Source organism: Anaerococcus sp. AGMB09787 (genome assembly GCF_022808955.1).
Lineage (GTDB): Bacteria > Bacillota > Clostridia > Tissierellales > Peptoniphilaceae > Anaerococcus.
Genome location: NZ_JAKZEY010000012.1, coordinates 113,083 through 130,994, shown reverse-complemented (window position 1 = coordinate 130,994; position 17,912 = coordinate 113,083). Strand labels below are relative to the sequence as shown.

General features: G+C 34.6%; 15 protein-coding genes. 1 reads left to right on the top strand and 14 read right to left on the bottom strand.

Features of this window, described 5'->3' with window-relative positions; genetic code table 11:
- From rpsB to gmk, 6 genes are all read right to left on the bottom strand, one after another.
- On the bottom strand, positions 1-852 hold the full coding sequence (gene rpsB / locus MUN42_RS04135) for a 30S ribosomal protein S2 (RefSeq protein WP_243343131.1): 852 nt from the start codon (positions 850-852) through the stop codon (positions 1-3).
- Between the two features lie 134 nt (positions 853-986).
- Positions 987-2,126, bottom strand: coding sequence for a signal recognition particle-docking protein FtsY (gene ftsY, locus MUN42_RS04130; protein WP_243343129.1), 1,140 nt, complete (start codon positions 2,124-2,126; stop codon positions 987-989).
- 9 nt (positions 2,127-2,135) lie between these two features.
- A complete protein-coding gene (priA, locus tag MUN42_RS04125) occupies positions 2,136-4,505 on the bottom strand; it encodes a primosomal protein N' (RefSeq protein ID WP_243343128.1) in 2,370 nt (789 codons plus the stop codon).
- 4 nt (positions 4,506-4,509) lie between these two features.
- Positions 4,510-5,742 (bottom strand): bifunctional phosphopantothenoylcysteine decarboxylase/phosphopantothenate--cysteine ligase CoaBC, encoded by a 1,233-nt coding sequence (gene coaBC / locus MUN42_RS04120; protein ID WP_243343127.1) that lies wholly within the window; start codon positions 5,740-5,742, stop codon positions 4,510-4,512.
- The gene (gene rpoZ, locus MUN42_RS04115) at positions 5,705-5,893 is read right to left on the bottom strand and encodes a DNA-directed RNA polymerase subunit omega (RefSeq protein WP_243343126.1); all 189 of its coding nucleotides are present in this window, start codon (positions 5,891-5,893) and stop codon (positions 5,705-5,707) included. The genes coaBC and rpoZ overlap by 38 nt, the downstream gene beginning before the upstream one ends.
- A complete protein-coding gene (gene gmk / locus MUN42_RS04110) occupies positions 5,886-6,494 on the bottom strand; it encodes a guanylate kinase (RefSeq protein WP_243343125.1) in 609 nt (202 codons plus the stop codon). Before gmk ends, rpoZ begins: the two co-directional genes overlap by 8 nt.
- A 90-nt stretch (positions 6,495-6,584) precedes the next feature.
- On the opposite strand from gmk, the gene MUN42_RS04105 reads away from it, so the two are divergent.
- Positions 6,585-8,330, top strand: coding sequence for an NFACT RNA binding domain-containing protein (locus MUN42_RS04105; RefSeq protein WP_243343124.1), 1,746 nt, complete (start codon positions 6,585-6,587; stop codon positions 8,328-8,330).
- A gap of 41 nt (positions 8,331-8,371) precedes the next feature.
- Here the strand turns inward: MUN42_RS04105 and MUN42_RS04100 are convergent, their stop codons facing one another.
- From MUN42_RS04100 to deoD, 8 genes are all read right to left on the bottom strand, one after another.
- Positions 8,372-8,650 (bottom strand): HU family DNA-binding protein, encoded by a 279-nt coding sequence (locus tag MUN42_RS04100; RefSeq protein WP_243343122.1) that lies wholly within the window; start codon positions 8,648-8,650, stop codon positions 8,372-8,374.
- A gap of 79 nt (positions 8,651-8,729) precedes the next feature.
- Complete coding sequence (locus tag MUN42_RS04095) at positions 8,730-9,650, bottom strand: SurA N-terminal domain-containing protein (RefSeq protein WP_243343121.1); 921 nt, start codon at positions 9,648-9,650, stop codon at positions 8,730-8,732.
- Complete coding sequence (locus MUN42_RS04090; RefSeq protein ID WP_243343120.1) at positions 9,631-10,713, bottom strand: peptidylprolyl isomerase; 1,083 nt, start codon at positions 10,711-10,713, stop codon at positions 9,631-9,633. The genes MUN42_RS04095 and MUN42_RS04090 overlap by 20 nt, the downstream gene beginning before the upstream one ends.
- 1 nt (position 10,714) lies before the next feature.
- The gene (mfd, locus tag MUN42_RS04085; protein ID WP_243343119.1) at positions 10,715-14,212 is read right to left on the bottom strand and encodes a transcription-repair coupling factor; all 3,498 of its coding nucleotides are present in this window, start codon (positions 14,210-14,212) and stop codon (positions 10,715-10,717) included.
- Position 14,213: 1 nt separating this feature from the next.
- Positions 14,214-14,792 (bottom strand): aminoacyl-tRNA hydrolase, encoded by a 579-nt coding sequence (gene pth, locus MUN42_RS04080; protein ID WP_243343118.1) that lies wholly within the window; start codon positions 14,790-14,792, stop codon positions 14,214-14,216.
- Between the two features lie 2 nt (positions 14,793-14,794).
- Positions 14,795-15,784, bottom strand: coding sequence for a ribose-phosphate pyrophosphokinase (locus MUN42_RS04075; protein ID WP_243343117.1), 990 nt, complete (start codon positions 15,782-15,784; stop codon positions 14,795-14,797).
- Positions 15,774-17,174 (bottom strand): bifunctional UDP-N-acetylglucosamine diphosphorylase/glucosamine-1-phosphate N-acetyltransferase GlmU, encoded by a 1,401-nt coding sequence (glmU, locus tag MUN42_RS04070; protein ID WP_243343115.1) that lies wholly within the window; start codon positions 17,172-17,174, stop codon positions 15,774-15,776. Before glmU ends, MUN42_RS04075 begins: the two co-directional genes overlap by 11 nt.
- A 3-nt stretch (positions 17,175-17,177) precedes the next feature.
- Positions 17,178-17,897, bottom strand: a complete 720-nt coding sequence (gene deoD, locus MUN42_RS04065) for a purine-nucleoside phosphorylase (RefSeq protein ID WP_243343167.1) — start codon at positions 17,895-17,897, stop codon at positions 17,178-17,180.
- Between the last annotated feature and the right edge of the window lie 15 nt (positions 17,898-17,912).

The following is a 17,912-nucleotide window of genomic DNA, read 5'->3' as shown; positions in this document are numbered from 1 at the left end:
TTAATTTTCCTTATCTTCTAGGTCTGTAGCTTTTATTTCTTCGCTAGCTTCAATAATTTCTTCTTCTGTTACTTCAGATTCTTCTGAAGTTTCTTCTTCATTTGCTTCAGTTTCTTCAACTTCTTCATCTTGATCTTCTACAAAGTCTTCTTCGTTTGGATCAAATTGATTTCCTTGGTTAGCCTCAACTACAGCGTCAGCTATAATAGATGTAATAAGTTTTACAGCTCTAATAGCATCATCATTTCCAGGAATTGGTAGGTCTACTTCATCAGGATCGCAGTTTGTATCGATTATAGCGATTACTGGGATACCTAGGATTTTTGCTTCGTGTACAGCTATTTCTTCTTCTCCCGGATCTACTACAAATAATACATCAGGTAGCTCTTCCATTTCCTTGATACCACCTAAGTTTCTCTCTAGTTTATCCATTTCTTTTTGATATTGAAGAACTTCTTTTTTAGGAAGTAGGTCAAATGTTCCGTCTTCTTCCATGCTTTCGTATTTCTTTAGTTTGTTGATTGATTGTCTGATTGTTTTGAAGTTTGTTAACATTCCACCTAACCATCTGTTGGATACGTAGAATTGACCACTTCTGATTGCTTCTTGTTTAATAGAATCTTGGGCTTGTTTTTTAGTTCCTACAAATAGTACACGACCACCATCAGCTACAATATCTCTTACTGTGTTGTAAGCTTCTTCGATTTGTACTGCAGTCTTTTGTAGGTCTATTATATAGATTCCGTTTCTCTCTGTGAAGATGTACTTAGCCATCTTAGGGTTCCATCTTCTAGTTTGATGTCCAAAATGAACACCAGCTTCTAGTAATTTTTTCATTGAAACTACTGACATAAATTTTTACCTCCGTTTATTCTTCTATCCTCTTCTACTGGAAATACAAACCTTGTAGGCAACGAAATCTCCATCCGAGGATATGTTTATTCGTAGTACGTATAGATTTTACCATTTTCTAATTAGATTTCAAATTAAAATATGGCTTCTACGAAAGAATCTGGATCAAATTCTTCTATATCATCAATACTTTCTCCTACTCCAATATATTTTACTGGGACATTTAATTCAAGTTGAAGTGGATAAATAACTCCACCCTTGGCTGTTCCATCAAGTTTTGTAAGGATGAGTCCTGTAATATCTGTTACATTTTTAAATTCCCTAAGTTGACTTAGAGCATTTTGACCAGTTGTAGCATCTAAGATTAATAGGTTATCTCTTAGCGCATCCTTGGCATGGGTATCTATAGTCTTGTTTATTTTTTCTAGCTCTTTCATAAGGTTTTTCTTATTATGGAGCCTGCCTGCAGTATCACAGATTAAGACATCTACATTTTTTGCCCTCGCAGATTTGATAGCATCAAATATTACAGCTGATGGATCAGCACCTTCCTTGTGGGATATCATCTCAATATCTCCCCTACTTGCCCATTCTCCTAATTGATCAATTGCTGCTGCCCTAAAGGTATCAGCTGCTGCAAGCATGACATTTTTGCCTTCATTTTTTAGCTTGTAGGCAAGCTTTCCTATGGTTGTAGTCTTTCCTACTCCATTAACTCCTATTACCAAAATAACAGAGAGCTTTCCCTTTTCTAATTTTAGCTTATTTTCTAAGTTATTTTCTTTAAGCTTATTAGCCATAATTTCTTTAAGAACAGGATATATTTCATTAGGATCTTTGATAGACCTTGCCTTTATTTCATCTTTTAATTCTTCTACAATTTCTATAGTTGAAGTCATACCTATATCTGCTGATATTAGAATTTCTTCTAATTCTTCATAGAGGTCATCATCGATTTTTACATTTGAAGTAAACAAGTTTTTGAGGTTTGAAGTAAATTGCTTACGAGTTTTAGCGAGGCCCATTTTTATTTTTGAAAAGAAACCAGTTTTTTCTTCTTCATCATCACTTTGAACTTCAAGTTCTATAGGATTTTCTTCTACCAAGTCACTTCTTTCTTCGCTTTCTTCGACTATCTCATCTAAGCTTGTATCGTTAGCCTCTTCTTCACTTTGCATCTGACTAATTTCATCAGCTGCTTTTTCTTCTTTTTCTTCAACAGTAAATTCCTCAATATCTGGGTTCTTTTTCTTTTTTTTGAAAAAATCAAACATATTTCCTCCTTAGTTTATATTTACTGGATTTAGAGCAGGTATTATACTTGTGTCCTTGTATTTATTGATATAGTCCATCCTCAAATCTTCTACAAGCTTACTTATAAATTTCAAGTCCTTATCCTCAGCCTTTATTAAAATATTATACCTATATTTATTGTTAATTCTTGAAATCTTGCAAGGATTTGGCCCACTAATACTAACCTCATCCATATCCAAGGTGAGTTTATTTATATCATCAAAGAGTTCTTTCGCTATAGCTGATGTCTTGTGCCTATCCTCATTTATAATTTTTATACTTATAATATTAGTGTAAGGAGGATATGAGAAGGCCTTTCTAATTTGTAGTTCTCTTTCGCTAAAAGCCTTGTAGTCATTATTCTTGGCTGCTTGGATTACGAAATTTTCTGCCTTGTAGGTTTGGATTATAACCCTGCCTTTGATATCTCCCCTACCAGCCCTTCCACTAACTTGAGTCAATAATTCAAAGGTAGTTTCATTGGCCTTAAAGTCACCAACATTTAAGGATAAATCAGCTGCTACTATGCCAACAAGACTTACATTTTTGAAATCCAAGCCCTTAGCTATCATTTGGGTCCCAAGAAGGATATCAATCTGCCCATTTTTCATCATCTCATACATCTTGTAATAGGACTTTTTACTGTTAGCTGTCATTGAATCCATCCTCATGACCCTAGCTTCTGGGAATAAGGCCCTTACTTCTTCTTCTAATTTTTCAGTTCCTGCCCCAAATTCCTTAATCTTCGTACTATGGCAGACTGGACAGATCTTGGGTTGCTTCTTAGTTCTACCACAGTAATGGCAGACTAGCCTATCAACATTTTTGTGGTAGGTCATAGCTACATCACAGGCATCACACTTAACGACATACCCACAGGACCTACAAAAGGTAAAGGAATCATGGCCCACCTTATTTAAAAAGAGGATAGATTGTTGACCATTTCTAAGATTTTTTCTTAGCTCTTCCTGGAGTTTAAGTGATAGCATCGAATAGTTTGATTTCTTAAGCTCTTCACGCATATCAACTATATCTATATCAGGCGTGGTCTTGTTAATTCTAGAATTAAGTTTGATGAGCTTATATTTCTTGTTAAGCATCTTATCCAGACTATTTAAGGAAGGGGTGGCTGATGCTAGGATAAGGTTACATGAATGGTAGTTTGCCCTAAAGGCTGCTATTTCATCAGTATGGTACTTGGGATCTTGACCTGAGATATAGGACTGGTCGTGTTCTTCATCTATCACTATAAGACCTAGATTATTAAAGGGTGCAAAGATGGCTGACCTTGCCCCAATTGCTATTTTTACTTCACCATTTTTTATCATCCTCCATTGGTCAAAGCGTTCCTTAGGAGTTAACCTTGAGTGGATTACAGCTATTTTTTCCTTAAACCTCCCCTTAAATCTCTCTATAGTTTGGGGAGTTAGGGAGATTTCTGGTACTAGGATAATAGCCTCCTTGCCCTCACTTATTACTTCTTCTACCATTTGTAAAAATATTTCTGTCTTGCCAGAGCCCGTTACTCCATAAAGTAAGAAATGCCCTGCCCTATCTTTCTTTATTTGACCAAGGGCTTTGTCCTGGTCTTCGTTAAGGACAAATTTCCCGTAATTATATTTTATTTTTTCTATTTCTTTGTTTACTTCTTTTTTTCTAATAGCGAGAAGATTTTTATCTACAAGAGCCTTAATAGTAGACTTTGGAGCCTTAGTAGAGGTCATAACCTCTTTAACTGGGACCCAGTCCTTATCCTTTAAGTAATCAAAAATAGCTAGCTGGTTTTTGGCATTACTTTTAATTTTCCCCCTATCCTTATCCACTAACTTTACAAATTCCTGGTAGGTAATATGGTCAGTCTTTTTTACATCATAGGATTTTTTGACTAGACCTTCTTCTAAAAGTTTAGCTAATTCGTCTTTATAAGATGGGAAGGCTTCCTTTATTTCTTCTAGACTTCTTTTTTTGTTTAGAAAATCTAGAAGCTCACTTGATTCCTTAGATATATTTTGGAAATAAACCTTTATATCCTTAATCTTTCCTGGTGGTAGGACTTGTCTTATGGCTGCCTGGATGGGAGAAAGGTACCTCTTAGACATAAAAAAAGCTAAATCAAGTAATTCCTTTGATATTAGCTTCTCTTCATCTATTAGACCTATAATCTCTTTAGTTTTATAATCCCCATCAATCTCGTCAACTAAATCATATACAAAGCCTACATGAGGCTTGTCCGACTTACCGAAGGGTACTAAAACACGCATAGCAAGAGAGAGTCTACCTTCGAGTCTTTGGGGGATTTCGTAGGTAAAGGCCCTATCCAAAAATCTACTATTAGTGTCAATTATTACTTTTGCGTACAAAAAATCACCTAATTAAATCTAAAATAACATTAGCAAGTTCTGTTTTTTTCATTAGATCAAGATTTTTTACTTGGTCTTTGGAGATAATGCTAACAAGATTGGTATCTACATCAAAGCCTGCCCCCTCATCCTTGAGGTTGTTGGCAATTATATAGTCTAGCCCCTTAGATTCAAGTTTAGCCTTGGCATTATCAATGAGATCATCTGTTTCTGCAGCAAATCCGACAATAGTTTGCTCATCCTTTTTATCTGCAAAATATTTTACTATATCTACATTTTCTACCAAGTTTAAATCAAGGTTAGAACCATTCTTCTTGATTTTTTTATCTGAAGGATTAGCTACCTTATAGTCTACTGGAGCTGCGGCCATTATTAGAACATCACTAGAAGCAAAATGCTCATCAATGGCATTTTGCATATCCTCATTAGTTTTTACTTCAATTTTTGTGATACCTGGTGTATCCATCGGATTAACTGGACCTGACACTAAGATTACTTCTGCCCCTCTTCTCCTTGCCTCATTTGCTATATTGTATCCCATCTTTCCTGATGACCTGTTAGTTATGTATCTGACATAGTCTATTGGTTCGATGGTTGGACCAGCACTTACTATAATTTTCTTGCCAGCAAGGTCTAGGTTACTATCTTTACTAGCAAAAAACTCTTCTAAGTACATTACAATATTTTCTGGCTCTTCCATCCTTCCATCACCTATGGTATTGCAGGCAAGCATTCCTGTTTCTGGTTGGATAATCATAGCTCCATAGTCTGCTAGGGTTTGAAGGTTCTTAATTGTTGCCTTGTTGTGGAGCATTACAGTATTCATAGCTGGTGCAAGAATAAGGTCCTTATCATAGGCTAGATAAGTTGATGTTAGGAAGTTATCAGCTATACCGTTAGCCATCTTTGCTATAGTATTGGCACTTGCTGGTGCTATTAGAAATATATCTGCCCATCTTGCAAGTTCTATATGGTGGACTTGGTCATTGGTTCCTTCAAATAAGTCTGAGTAAACCTTGCACTTTCCCATTGTTTCAAAGGCAGCAGGCTTTATAAATTCCTTTGCGGCAGCTGTTTCAATAATCTTCAAATTAGCATTTTTCTTTTTTAGCCTTGAGCAAAGTTCTAATATCTTGTAGCAAGCTATCCCACCTGTTACACCAATTAGGATATTTTTACCTGCTAAAACATTTAATTCTTCACTCATCCTTGCTGACTTTTCTTTCCATGATTTCATGTAAAGCTTGAGTTACTGGCTTTGCTTCAATGTCTTCTGTAAGTGGAGCTGATCCATTTACAATTCTTCTAGCCCTCTTGGCAGCCATCATTGCTATTTCGTACCTGCTTGGACTTATTTCACCTAATTCTTTAAATGATGGATTATTCATTATTATCCTCCTTAAAATCTATATCGTCTTCTCTATATACCCTATGTTTTTCAGCGTTAATTATTTCGTTAACTGAAGTGATGGCAGAGTTCAAATGGTCGTTAACCACTAAGTAGTCATAGTCATTTATGTACATAAGCTCTTTTCTAGCGTTATGCATCCTTAGTTTAATGTCTTCATCAGTCTCTGTACCACGGCCTACTATCCTATTTTCTAATTCCTTTAATGATGGAGGAGCCAAGAAAATAAATACCCCATTATCAGTGTTCTTTTTGACATTAACAGCTCCTTGAACATCAATCTCAAGTATGACAATTTTGCCTTCATTGATCTTATCTTCAACAAATTCCTTAGGAGTTCCATAATAGTTGTTGTGAACGTAGGCATATTCCAAAAACTTGCCCTCTTTAATCATCTGTTCAAATTCTTCCCTACTCTTATAAAAATAAGAAACTCCTTCTATTTCGCCGTCTCTCTTCTTCCTAGTTGTAGCTGAAACAGAATAAACAAGATTTGATTGAGTATTCATAAGATCGTGTAATACAGTTCCTTTTCCGACGCCTGATGGCCCAGAAATAACTAATAAAAATCCCTTTTTCATCTAGCCCCCTTATTATTCATATTCTACTTTTAGAAAAGTTTTACTTCAAGTATAAGAAATTAAATGTATAATTTCAAGTGAGGTGATTAGATGTATGATGGAATAGTAACTCGAAAAGTTGTTAATGAACTCAAAGACTTACTTTTGGGAGGCAAAATTCAAAAGATAAATCAACCATCAAAAAACGACATAGTTTTTAATATTTATTCTCGTGGTAAGACTTATAAACTATTACTAAGTGCCAATAATAACGAGGCTAGGGTTAATTTAACAAAATTAAAATATGAAAATCCAGACAAACCACCAAATTTTTGTATGGTATTAAGAAAGCATATTAACCAAGGTAAAATTGTAGATATAAGCCAAAAGGGACTCGATAGAGTCATAATTTTCTCTATATCATCCATAGATGAGCTTGGCTTTGATAAAAATAAAAAACTCATAGTAGAAATTATGGGCAAATATTCTAATATAATCTTGGTAGATGAAGATATGAAGATTATTGATGCTATAAAAAGAGTCAATGAAGAAATGTCTTCTGTTAGAGAGATCTTCCCATCCCTCCCCTATGAATTTATAGGAGATGATAAGGTAGATATAAGCGAAGAATCCTTTACTAGGGACATATTCACTATCGATCAAAAACTTCCAGACAACCAAGTCCCATACAAAATTTTTCAACAAAATTATACGGGCTTTTCTCCATCTATTGGTAAGGAGCTAATAGCAAGAGCAGGAATTGACGATAGGATTAATTGGGGACTTGTTAGCGAAGATGAGAAGGAAAGGTTAAACGATGAGTTATTAAGCCTAAGAGTAAAGATCAAAACCAATGACTTAGGTTCTTTTTCCTATTCAAATACAAAAAAAGCTAAGGACTTTCATACCATAAGGCTGAGCAACTTAGCCCTTGAAGAGATGACTTATCCAACTATGAGTGAAGCTATTGAGGAATATTTCAATACCAACAAGACTCATGATAGACTAAATCAGATGAAAAGTGATTTGAACAAAAAGATCAACTCCAATATAAAATCAGTTTTGAGGAAGAAAAAAATTCTCTCTGATAACTTAGACAAAAAAGGAAAAATTGACTCCTACAAAAGAAAGGGAGACCTCTTAGCTGCCAATGTTTACAAAATAAATAAGGGCGATAGCAAAGTCAGCCTATTAGACTTTTATGATAATAACAAGGAAGTAGAAGTTCCTATAGACCCTTCCAAAAATCCTTGGGATAATGTTAAGGCTGCCTACGATAAGGCTAAGAAACTAAAGGCCTCCTACGATTATGCCATAAAGGATATGCCTAAGCAAGACGAGCTTCACAAGTACCTCCTCCAAGTACAAGATTTCATAAATAGGTCAGAAAGTATAGATGACTTATTGGATATAAGGGAGGAATTAGAAGATGCAAGGATTATAAAGAAAAATTCTAAGAGTAAGAAAATCCACCACAAAAAGTCTAAGCCATACCACTATGTAACAGCAAATGAGTCTGATATCTTTGTCGGTAAAAATTCCAAGCAAAATGATGAACTAACCTTAAAATTTGCCAATAAAGATGATATCTGGTTCCATATAAAAGACCTAGCTGGAAGCCATGTTATCCTAAGAAATGACAATATTAATGATGAGGATATCTATATAGGAGCCTATCTTGCTGCCATTAACTCATCCATCCCTAAGGGTATCAAGGTTGATGTAGATTATACAGAAAAGAAAAATGTAAATAAGGCCAAGGGAGCTAAACCTGGCATGGTCTATTACAATGATTTTAAAACTATAAGGGTTGATACTAGTGTTGATTTATCAGATAAATTTGAGGTAAAAAAATAACCGGTACTTTATTTCAAGACCGGTTTTTTCATATCCCAATATTATTTATTAACAGCTTCTTTAAGAGTTTTTCCTGCTTTAAATACTGGTGCTTTAGATGCTGGAATTTGAATTACTTCTTCAGGTTTTCTAGGGTTTCTTCCTTCTCTTGCTTTTCTATCTCTAACTTCAAATGTTCCAAAACCAACTAATTGTACCTTATCTCCTTCGATTAGGCTCTCTGTAACTGTTTCTATGAATGCATTTAAAGCTCTTTCTGCATCACTCTTTTTAAGACCACTTTTTTCTGAAATATTTACTAATAAATCTGATTTATTCATGTTTCCTCCTATAAATCACTATAATTCTGTTTAACTCTAAAATAGATTATACATAAGAAATTTACTTATTTCAAGCCTTTCAAACAAAAACCTTAATCTTAGATTTTTTTACCAGGTCATTTAAATATTTTTCGTAGGCATTTCTTAAGTAGATATCCTTAGCATTAATCAAAAGTTCTGTTTTATTGTCATTGTACGAATTAATCATCAAAATAACATACTTATCTTCATAAGCTATTACATCACTTACTACTTCTTTTTCCTTTAATTTTGATAAGGATAAAAGCTCATCATCGGCATAGACAAAGTCCGACTTATAAACTTCGAAATTTTTTACCTTTTGATTTAACATCTTTTTGAAGTCTTCACTAGACTTAATCTCTTCCTTGGCAAGCTTAGCAAAGGTCTCATCTTCAAAGATTAGGGCATCGTACTTATACATCCTGTGAAGATTTTCATCTTCCTCATAGTATTCTAAGATTTCCTTATCTTTAATAGAATTAGACTCCAAGAAATAATCGTAGTGTCTCTCCCTTATCGAATCATTGTATAAAATATCCTCAAATGATGCTTCATTAACTCCTAGGGCATCAATGTTTGCCCTAAGGCTATCTTCTCCATTAAGGGTATCAGTAAGTTTATCTTTCAATTCTATGGCTAAATTCTCATCAACCTTTACCTTATTGTTTCTTAAGTCATTTAGCATTACCTTATCCTTGATCATAGAATCAATTAAATCATCCTTGAGGACCTGCTCATAGGTCTTATTTTTCTTATACTTCTCATTCCAAAAGTCACTTCCATAAAGACTTGTATAATAGCTGTGGTAGAATTCTAATTCATTTCTAAATTCTTCACTAGTTATTATTTCTTTATCAACAGTAGCTATAGCATTGGCAGTGGTAGAGCCTCTGGAGCAAGAGGATAAGACTAATAACAGGCTAAGACCTGCAAGCCATATTATATTGTTTTTTCTTGAATTATTTATTCTTTTCTTCATCTGTGGAAGCTTCTGTTTCTACAGAACCCTCATTTTCTTCGGTACTAGTACTTTCAGTAGTTGTGCTTTCTACGTTTGAAGTTTCTGTATTTTCAGATTCAGTACTTGGAGTTTCTTCGTCACTGTCTACTGAAAATTCTGTTACTACGTTAGAATCTTCATTTAGCTTTTTTAGGTAATCTGAATATTTTTTGTCGTTTAGGGCCTTTATTATTTCTTCTTTTACATCATCTACACTATCTTTAATATCATTTACTTTTATGATATGGTAGCCGTATTGTGATTTAACTATATCACTTATCTCACCTTCGCCCAAAGAAAAAGCAACTTCTTCAAATTCTTTAACCATTTGACCCTTGCCAAATGCTCCTAGCGCACCACCATTTGCAGCAGATCCTGTATCTTCAGAATATTTTTTAGCTAATTCTTCAAAATTTTCACCATTGTCAATTTTTTCTTTAATTTCCTTAGCTAATTCCTCATCTCCTACAAGGATGTGACTAGCATCTACCTTGATTAAGCTATCTTTATTTTCTTCAAAATATTTGTTAATTTCTTCGTCTGTTGGCTTATTATTTGCTTCGAACCATTCTCTGTGTTTTGTATAAACCAAGTCTTTTCTTAGTGTTTCCTTAAATTTCTCAATATCCATGTTGTAATCATCTAAGTTTTTGTCAAATTGTTCTTGACCACCAGAGTTTTGGATAGCAGTCATAAGAGAATCATCAACTTCCTTATCATTTATCTCGATGTTATTCTTCTTGATGTCATTTTCGATAAGTTTATCTTGGACCATCATATTTACTATTGATTGCTTAAGTTGTTGTTGGCTTGCAAGCATTGAGGCATAAAAACTAATTTCCTCTTTGTAATCATCCTTGCTGATTTTTTCTCCGGCTACTATAGCAACTGTATTATCATCAAGGTCTTCCTTGCTACTTGCCTTTTGACTTTGTTCTGTTTGATTACTGCTAGTTTCATTTGTTGTTGTAGTATTTTGGTTACCACAAGCAGCAAAAAGTACTGACGCAAGCAATACTACCGGAATAAATTTGTTTTTCATATTAACTCCTTATTTTTTTTATTGTTTTTAATAATTCGTAGGTATCAATAAGTTTTAGCTTAGATACCGGAATTTTGAAGGCCGGATTTACTGAAAGATCAAGTGACATTTCTCCCTCAAAGGTTTGATTTATCTCGGCCAGTTCTTTGAAAGTAAAGGTATCTTTATTTTCAAAATATAGATTAATATTACCGTTTTTTTCTCGAATTTCACGTATATTAACTTGATCTGCTAAAGATTTTATTAGGGCGATATACATAATATTGTCTACCATTACTGGTATATCCCCATATACATCTATCAAATCTTCAAGTAAATCATTGTAATCTTCTTCGTTTTCTATACTTGCAATTCTTTTATAAATCTCTATTTTTTGAGATTGATCTTCTATATAGAAGTTAGGTATATAGGCATCAACCTTGATATCAACATAGACATCTAATTTTTCTTTGATATCTATATCCTTACCTGAAGCTTTTTCTACAGCATTTTGAAGGAACTTGACATAGAGATCATATCCTATTGCCTCAACATGGCCCGATTGGCTCTCACCCAAGAGATTGCCTGCTCCCCTAAGCTCTAAGTCTTTCATTGCTATCTTGTAGCCTGAACCAAAGTCAGAGAAATCTCTGATGGACTTAAGTCTCTTTTCACTAACTTCTGTTAATACTTTACCACTTCTATAGGTAAAGTAAGCATAGGATGACCTATTTCCCCTACCAATTCTTCCCTTAAGTTGGTAAAGTTGACCAAGTCCTAGATTATCAGCATCGAAAATTATCATAGTATTTACATTTGCTATGTCCATTCCAGTTTCTATGATAGTTGTCGCCAAAAGTATATCTATGTCCCCATTGACAAAGTCCATCATAGTTTCTTCTATCTGTCTAGGACTTAGCTTACCATGGATTATGCCTATATTGGAATCTGGCTCTAGGCTACTTATGTGATTATAGAGTTTGTCGATATTATTTACCCTATTGTAGACAAAGTAGACCTGACCATCCCTATTAAGCTCCCTATCCATGGCCTGCTTTATAATAGCTTCATCATATTCTATAACATAGGTATTGACTGGCATTCTTTCTTCTGGTGGCTCATCTAAGGTTGATAGGTCTCTTATTCCTGATAGGGACATTTGGAGGGTCCTTGGGATTGGGGTTGCTGATAGGGATAAAACATCGATAGAAGCCTTAATTTTCTTTAGCTTTTCCTTATGCTTTACTCCAAATCTTTGTTCCTCGTCTATTATCAGAAGGCCTAGCTTCTTGAAGGCAACATCCTTAGACAAGAGCCTGTGGGTACCCACTATTATATCGACCTTGCCTTGTTTTAGATCCTTTAGGATTTTATCCTGTTTTTGCTTGGAATTAAATCTAGATACCATCTGAACATTAATAGGGAATTTTTCATAACGCTTGAGCATAGTCTCATAATGCTGATTGGCAAGAATTGTAGTAGGCACCAAGAAGGCTACCTGGTAACCATCCATAACAGCCTTAAAGGCAGCCCTTAGGGCAACTTCAGTTTTTCCAAAGCCAACATCCCCACAAAGGAGTCGGTCCATAGGAATATCGGATTCCATATCAGCCTTAATTTCATTTAAAGACCTTACTTGACTATAGGTTTCTTCATAAGGGAAAGAATTCTCAAACTCATCTTGCCACACCGTATCCTTACTAAAGGCATGTCCCCTGGTTTTGGCCCTCTTAGCATAGAGATCTACTAAGTCATCTGCTATTTCATCTACAGCCTTCTTGGCCCTATTCTTAGCATTTTGCCAGGTAGCTGTTCCTAGTGAAGATAGTTTAGGTTTTTCTCCCTTAGAACCTATGTACTTACTTACAAGGTTCATTTGATCAACTGGTACAAAGAGCTTGTCTGTTCCCCTATATTGGATTACTATAAAATCCTTTTCTATATTATTTACTTCGATTTTTTTGAGGCCTTGGTAGACTCCTATACCGTTATTTTCATGAACTACAAAGTCCCCTATATCAAGGTCAGAGTAGTTTATAATCTGATTTGAGGAAGGCTTTTTATTAGTTTTTTTCCTCTTAGCCTTCTTTTGACTACCAAATATTTCCTTACTTGTAAAGACATAAAAATCTAAGTCCCTTAGATAATAGCCAGTGCTTGAAGACTTATCTGATATTTGAATTGGAATCTTGTTATAATCAAGGTCTTCTTCAGCCCTACCTACGCTCACAAAATTTTTATCTAGGTAGGAATTAAATAATTTATCAGCCTCTTCACTACTTGAGGCTAGGGCAAATACCTTGCCCTTATTAACGGCTATTTCTATAGTTCGATCCAAATAATAGTCAAGCTTACCATTAAAGTTTTCAGCCTCTATTGCCTTAATCTCGATAATTTTTTTGGGAGAAAATAGCTTTGCTCTTTTTAGTATAGAGGTTAGATTTATAATATTATATTCTTCAATAAGTGGATAAATGTCATTAATATCTATCCTAACATCCTCAAAGCTACTAAATACTTCCCCATTTTCCATTTGAAGGGCAAGATCTTCTAGGAAAGCCCTGTAGGCTTCATCATAGGATTTGGCTATCCTACTTAAATCATCAAAGGCAACTATTGTATTTTGATCTAGATAATCAAAAAAGTTTGAGTAATTATCCTTCCTGTAGGGATTGATCATGTCGTCATTGGCAACATATATACTGTTATCTATAAAGGAGATTATTTGCTCATACTTGCTAATGAGTTTTTGGTAATCATATACACTGTTATTCGAAAGGCTATCTATTTCGCTCTTTATATTCTTGATTACCTTATCATAATCTTCTTTTGAATATAGAAGCTCAGAAACAGGGCCTATTTCAACCCTTGATATTTTTTCTATGGTTCTTTGACTATCCTTATCAAAGGCCCTTATCGAATCGACTTCATCATCAAATAATTCAAGCCTTATCGGATTATCTAAATCAACTGGCCAGAAGTCTATAATGGATCCACGTTTAGCAAACTCTCCCTTGTTTTCTACCAGGGAGGATGGACTATAAGAAAGATCTGATAGCTTTCTTATAAAATCATCTATATCAATAATAGAATCTTCATCAATGGTAAAGAATGAGTTCTTATAATAGTCCACTGGGGTTAGCTTATTTGTAAGGGCCTCAAGGCTTGTTATTATAATGGACTTCTCTCCCTTAATTAGTCTATTTATAACTCCCATCCTTTGTGAGCTAGTCTTGCTATCTAGGTTATTTATATTATAGAAGTTGATATCAATCTTTGGAAAAAGATAGGCCTTATCTTCCCCAAGACCATTTATATCATCAAGATACCTATTAGCTCTCGATTCATTTTCTGCTATAAGTAAAATGCTCTTATTAAATTTTTCAAATAAAGTAAGGACTAAGTGAGGTTTGAAACCATCTGTTAGTCCTGATAGGTAAATAGGTGAATAGTCTTCAATATTATTTGCTACTTCCTTTAATTGGTCCAATTCGCCTATAGTTTGAATTAATTTGTTCATCTTAGTCTTCCAAAAGTCTCTTAGAATTATAGAGGCTCATTGCCTTGTCTACTCTCTCATCGACTATCATCTCTATAGATTCAACAGCCAAATCAATCTCATCCCTAATTACCTTAACTTCACTTTCACTAAATCCTGATAGGACAAAGTTCGCTAGGTCCATATAGTCTGGCTTTTGGCCAACAGCGACCTTAATTCTTGTAAAGTTGTCATCTTGGATTTGGTAGATGATTGATTTCATTCCGTTGTGGGTTCCAGCAGATCCCTTTTTACGAATCCTTATTGTACCAAAATCTATATCAATATCATCGACAATAACAATGATTTTTTCTACATCTATTTTAAAGAAATTTTTTATCTCTCTTACGGCTTCTCCCGAATTATTCATGTAGGTTTGTGGCTTTACTAGCATAACTTTATGGCCAGAAATTTCTCCCTGACCATAAAGTGACTTGAATTTTAGTTTTTTTACCTTAATACCATATTTTTCACTTAGCCTATCTATTGTTAGAAAGCCAATATTGTGTCTGGTATTTTCGTATTGTAAACCGGGATTACCTAGTCCAACTATTAAATACATCCTTACATTCCATCCGCAAATAAGCCACTGATTGATTCGTAAGTATTTATCCTGTGGGTAGCTTCAGCTAAAAGTGGTGCGATTGACATGATAGTTAGCTTATCAATAAGTTTTTCTGCAGGTTGTTTGATGGTATCTGTAATAACTACTTCTTTTACCCTAGAGTTATTGAGTTTATCTATAGCATCTCCTGAGAATACTCCGTGAGTAGCAACTATATATACATCCTTAGCTCCACTATCTATCAAAAATTCACTGGCATTGGTTATAGTACCAGCTGTATCTATCATATCGTCAACTATGATAGCGTGTTTTCCCTTAAATTCACCGATAACAGACATTACTTCTGATACATTTGGTTTTGGTCTTCTCTTTTCAATAATAGCTATAGGTAGTTTTAGATAGTCAGCAAACTCTCTTGCCCTTCTTACTCCACCTAGGTCCGGACTTACTACAACATAATCATCAGCATTATCCTTTACTATATCTGTAAAGTGGGTTGATAAGAGTCTTATAGCTGAAAAATGGTCTACTGGTATATCAAAATATCCTTGGATTTGTCCAGCGTGAAGGTCCATTGTAACAACCCTATCAGCTCCTGCAGTTGTTAGTAGGTTTGCTACGAGTTTTGCAGTTATAGGTTCACGACCCCTTGTCTTCCTATCTTGTCTAGCATAGCCATAGTATGGCACGATAGCGTTAATATAGCCTGCAGAAGCCCTCCTACAAGCATCTATCAAAATGAGTAGCTCCATTAGGTTATCATTAGTAGGGCTTGATGTTGGTTGCATAATATATACATCCTTGCCCCTTATTGATTGGTTGATTTTGACAGATACTTCGCCGTCTTTAAACTTTTCAATATCAGCATCTAGAAGCTCTATTCCTAGATACTTAGCCACGCTTTCTGCAAGGTCTCTGTTTGAATTTCCTGATAAAAGTGTTAATTCTCCTCTTTGAATGTATTTTCCATTATTACAATTAGTTGTCATTTCTTCTCCCAAGTTTTTCTAAATCTCTTTTTCTTTTCTTTTCAGTATAACCTTCGATATTTTTTTGTTCAGCTCTCTCGATAGATAATTCCCCAAAACCTACATCCTTGGTAATAGTAGAACCAGCTGCTACATAAGCATCTTTTGCAATATGAACTGGAGCTACTATATTGGAATTAGATCCAATAAAGGCATTATCTTCTACTATTGACCTATGTTTAAATTTACCATCATAGTTAACAAATATAACCCCACAGCCAATATTTATATTGGAACCTAAATCACAATCTCCAATATAAGCAAGGTGACCAGCTTTAGTGCCTTCTCCAACATTAGCATTTTTGACTTCAACAAAATTACCTATATGGACATTTTTACCTAAGTGAGCCTTTGGTCTAAGGTGAGAATATGGACCTATGTCTGATCCTTCTTCCATATATGATGATTCAATTATAGAATTATCTATCTTTACCTTATCTTCTATTGTAGAATCTTCAATCCTAGTTGAGCCTAGTATTGTACAATTGGAACCAATCTTTGTAGTTCCCTTTATTACAACATTACCAGAGATGATAGTATCTCTGCCGATTATAACTCCTGGTTCTATACTTACTGTATTAGGAGTTTCTATTATGACGCCATCTAACATATAGGCATCGTTTATTCTTTTTCTCATAATCTCTATCGCTTCAGCTAGTTCTTTCTTATTATTGATCCCATAAAAAAGACTAGGATCATCATTGACAAAGGCATGGGCAGTTTTCCCTAAGTCTCTAAGGATCTTGATACAATCAGTAATATATAGTTCATTTTGATCATTATTAGAATCTAGCTTATCAAGAGAAGACTTAAGATCATCTCCCTTAAAGACATAAATTCCAATGTTAATCTCATTTACTCCTAATTGATCATCCCTTAAATCCCTATGTTCGATTATAGCCTCAAAATTATTATCCCCATCTCTAATAATTCTTCCATAATTAGTAGGATCTTCTACAATACTTGATAGTACTGATACACTAGCTCCACTTTCCTTGTGGGCTTTGACAAAATCCTCAAGAGCTTCTTTTTTAATTAATGGAATATCACCATTTAAAACTAGGACGTCGTCATTATCGTCTATATAGTCTTTGGCAAGGGATATAGCATAGCCTGTACCGTATGGATATTCTTCGCCTATCTTTTGCTCTATTATCCTTGTTCCATCAAAGATTTCTTCAAGGCTGTTTTTGTTTTTGCCAGCTATGATTATAGTCTCGCTATTATCTAGCCTACTTTCATCATAGACATACCTTATAATTTCTTTAGATAAAATCTTATGAAGGACCTTGGATGTATCAGATTTCATCCTGGTTCCCTCACCCGCTGCCATTATTATAACTTTTATCATAAATTACTCGTGGGCTATTTCTAGGGCAAGCTTCATCATGTTGGTATATGACTTTTGCCTATCTTCTGCACTGTCTGCAGTATTTTCTACCAATGAATCAGAAATTGTAAAGATTCCAAGTCCCTTTTTGCCATGCCTTCTTGCAGCCATATATAGACCGTATGTTTCCATCTCTACACATAGGACTCCATATTTTTGTAGGTTTTCGAAGACTTGATCTGGCATATCATTGTAGAATTGATCTGATGATTGAACTTGTCCACAGTGGGTCCTGTAGCCTAGATCTAAAGATTTTTGATAAGCCTCAATTAATAAATCAAAGTCTGGTGTTGGTGAAAAGTGTACATTACCAAACAAATTATCATTAATAGAAGATTCACTACAAGCAGATGTTGCTATTACTATATCATGGAGCTTAACATCCTTTTGCATAGACCCTGCTGTTCCAATTCTAATAATGGTATCTACATCATAAAAATCAAACAACTCATTAAAATAAATCATTGATGATGGGATTCCCATTCCAGAGCCCATTACTGAAACTCTTTTTCCATTATAGTATCCTGTAAAGCCAAGCATACCCCTAGTTTCATTAAACTGACTTACATCTGTTAGAAAGTTATCAGCTATAAACTTAGCTCTTAATGGGTCTCCTGGCATCAAAACTGTTTTTGCTATTTGATCAGCGCTAGTTGCTGATATATGTGGTGTAGGTATTGTCAAAATCATACTCCTTTA

Coding starts and splice junctions, on each gene's coding strand:
- rpsB (WP_243343131.1), bottom strand. CDS start 852: ATGTCAGTAGTTTCAATGAAAAAATTACTAGAAGCTGGTGTTCATTTT.
- coaBC (WP_243343127.1), bottom strand. CDS start 5,742: ATGAAATCATGGAAAGAAAAGTCAGCAAGGATGAGTGAAGAATTAAAT.
- MUN42_RS04105 (WP_243343124.1), top strand. CDS start 6,585: ATGTATGATGGAATAGTAACTCGAAAAGTTGTTAATGAACTCAAAGAC.
- pth (WP_243343118.1), bottom strand. CDS start 14,792: ATGTATTTAATAGTTGGACTAGGTAATCCCGGTTTACAATACGAAAAT.
- MUN42_RS04095 (WP_243343121.1), bottom strand. CDS start 9,650: ATGAAGAAAAGAATAAATAATTCAAGAAAAAACAATATAATATGGCTT.
- mfd (WP_243343119.1), bottom strand. CDS start 14,212: ATGAACAAATTAATTCAAACTATAGGCGAATTGGACCAATTAAAGGAA.
- gmk (WP_243343125.1), bottom strand. CDS start 6,494: ATGAAAAAGGGATTTTTATTAGTTATTTCTGGGCCATCAGGCGTCGGA.
- MUN42_RS04090 (WP_243343120.1), bottom strand. CDS start 10,713: ATGAAAAACAAATTTATTCCGGTAGTATTGCTTGCGTCAGTACTTTTT.
- rpoZ (WP_243343126.1), bottom strand. CDS start 5,893: ATGAATAATCCATCATTTAAAGAATTAGGTGAAATAAGTCCAAGCAGG.
- MUN42_RS04075 (WP_243343117.1), bottom strand. CDS start 15,784: ATGACAACTAATTGTAATAATGGAAAATACATTCAAAGAGGAGAATTA.
- MUN42_RS04100 (WP_243343122.1), bottom strand. CDS start 8,650: ATGAATAAATCAGATTTATTAGTAAATATTTCAGAAAAAAGTGGTCTT.
- glmU (WP_243343115.1), bottom strand. CDS start 17,174: ATGATAAAAGTTATAATAATGGCAGCGGGTGAGGGAACCAGGATGAAA.
- ftsY (WP_243343129.1), bottom strand. CDS start 2,126: ATGTTTGATTTTTTCAAAAAAAAGAAAAAGAACCCAGATATTGAGGAA.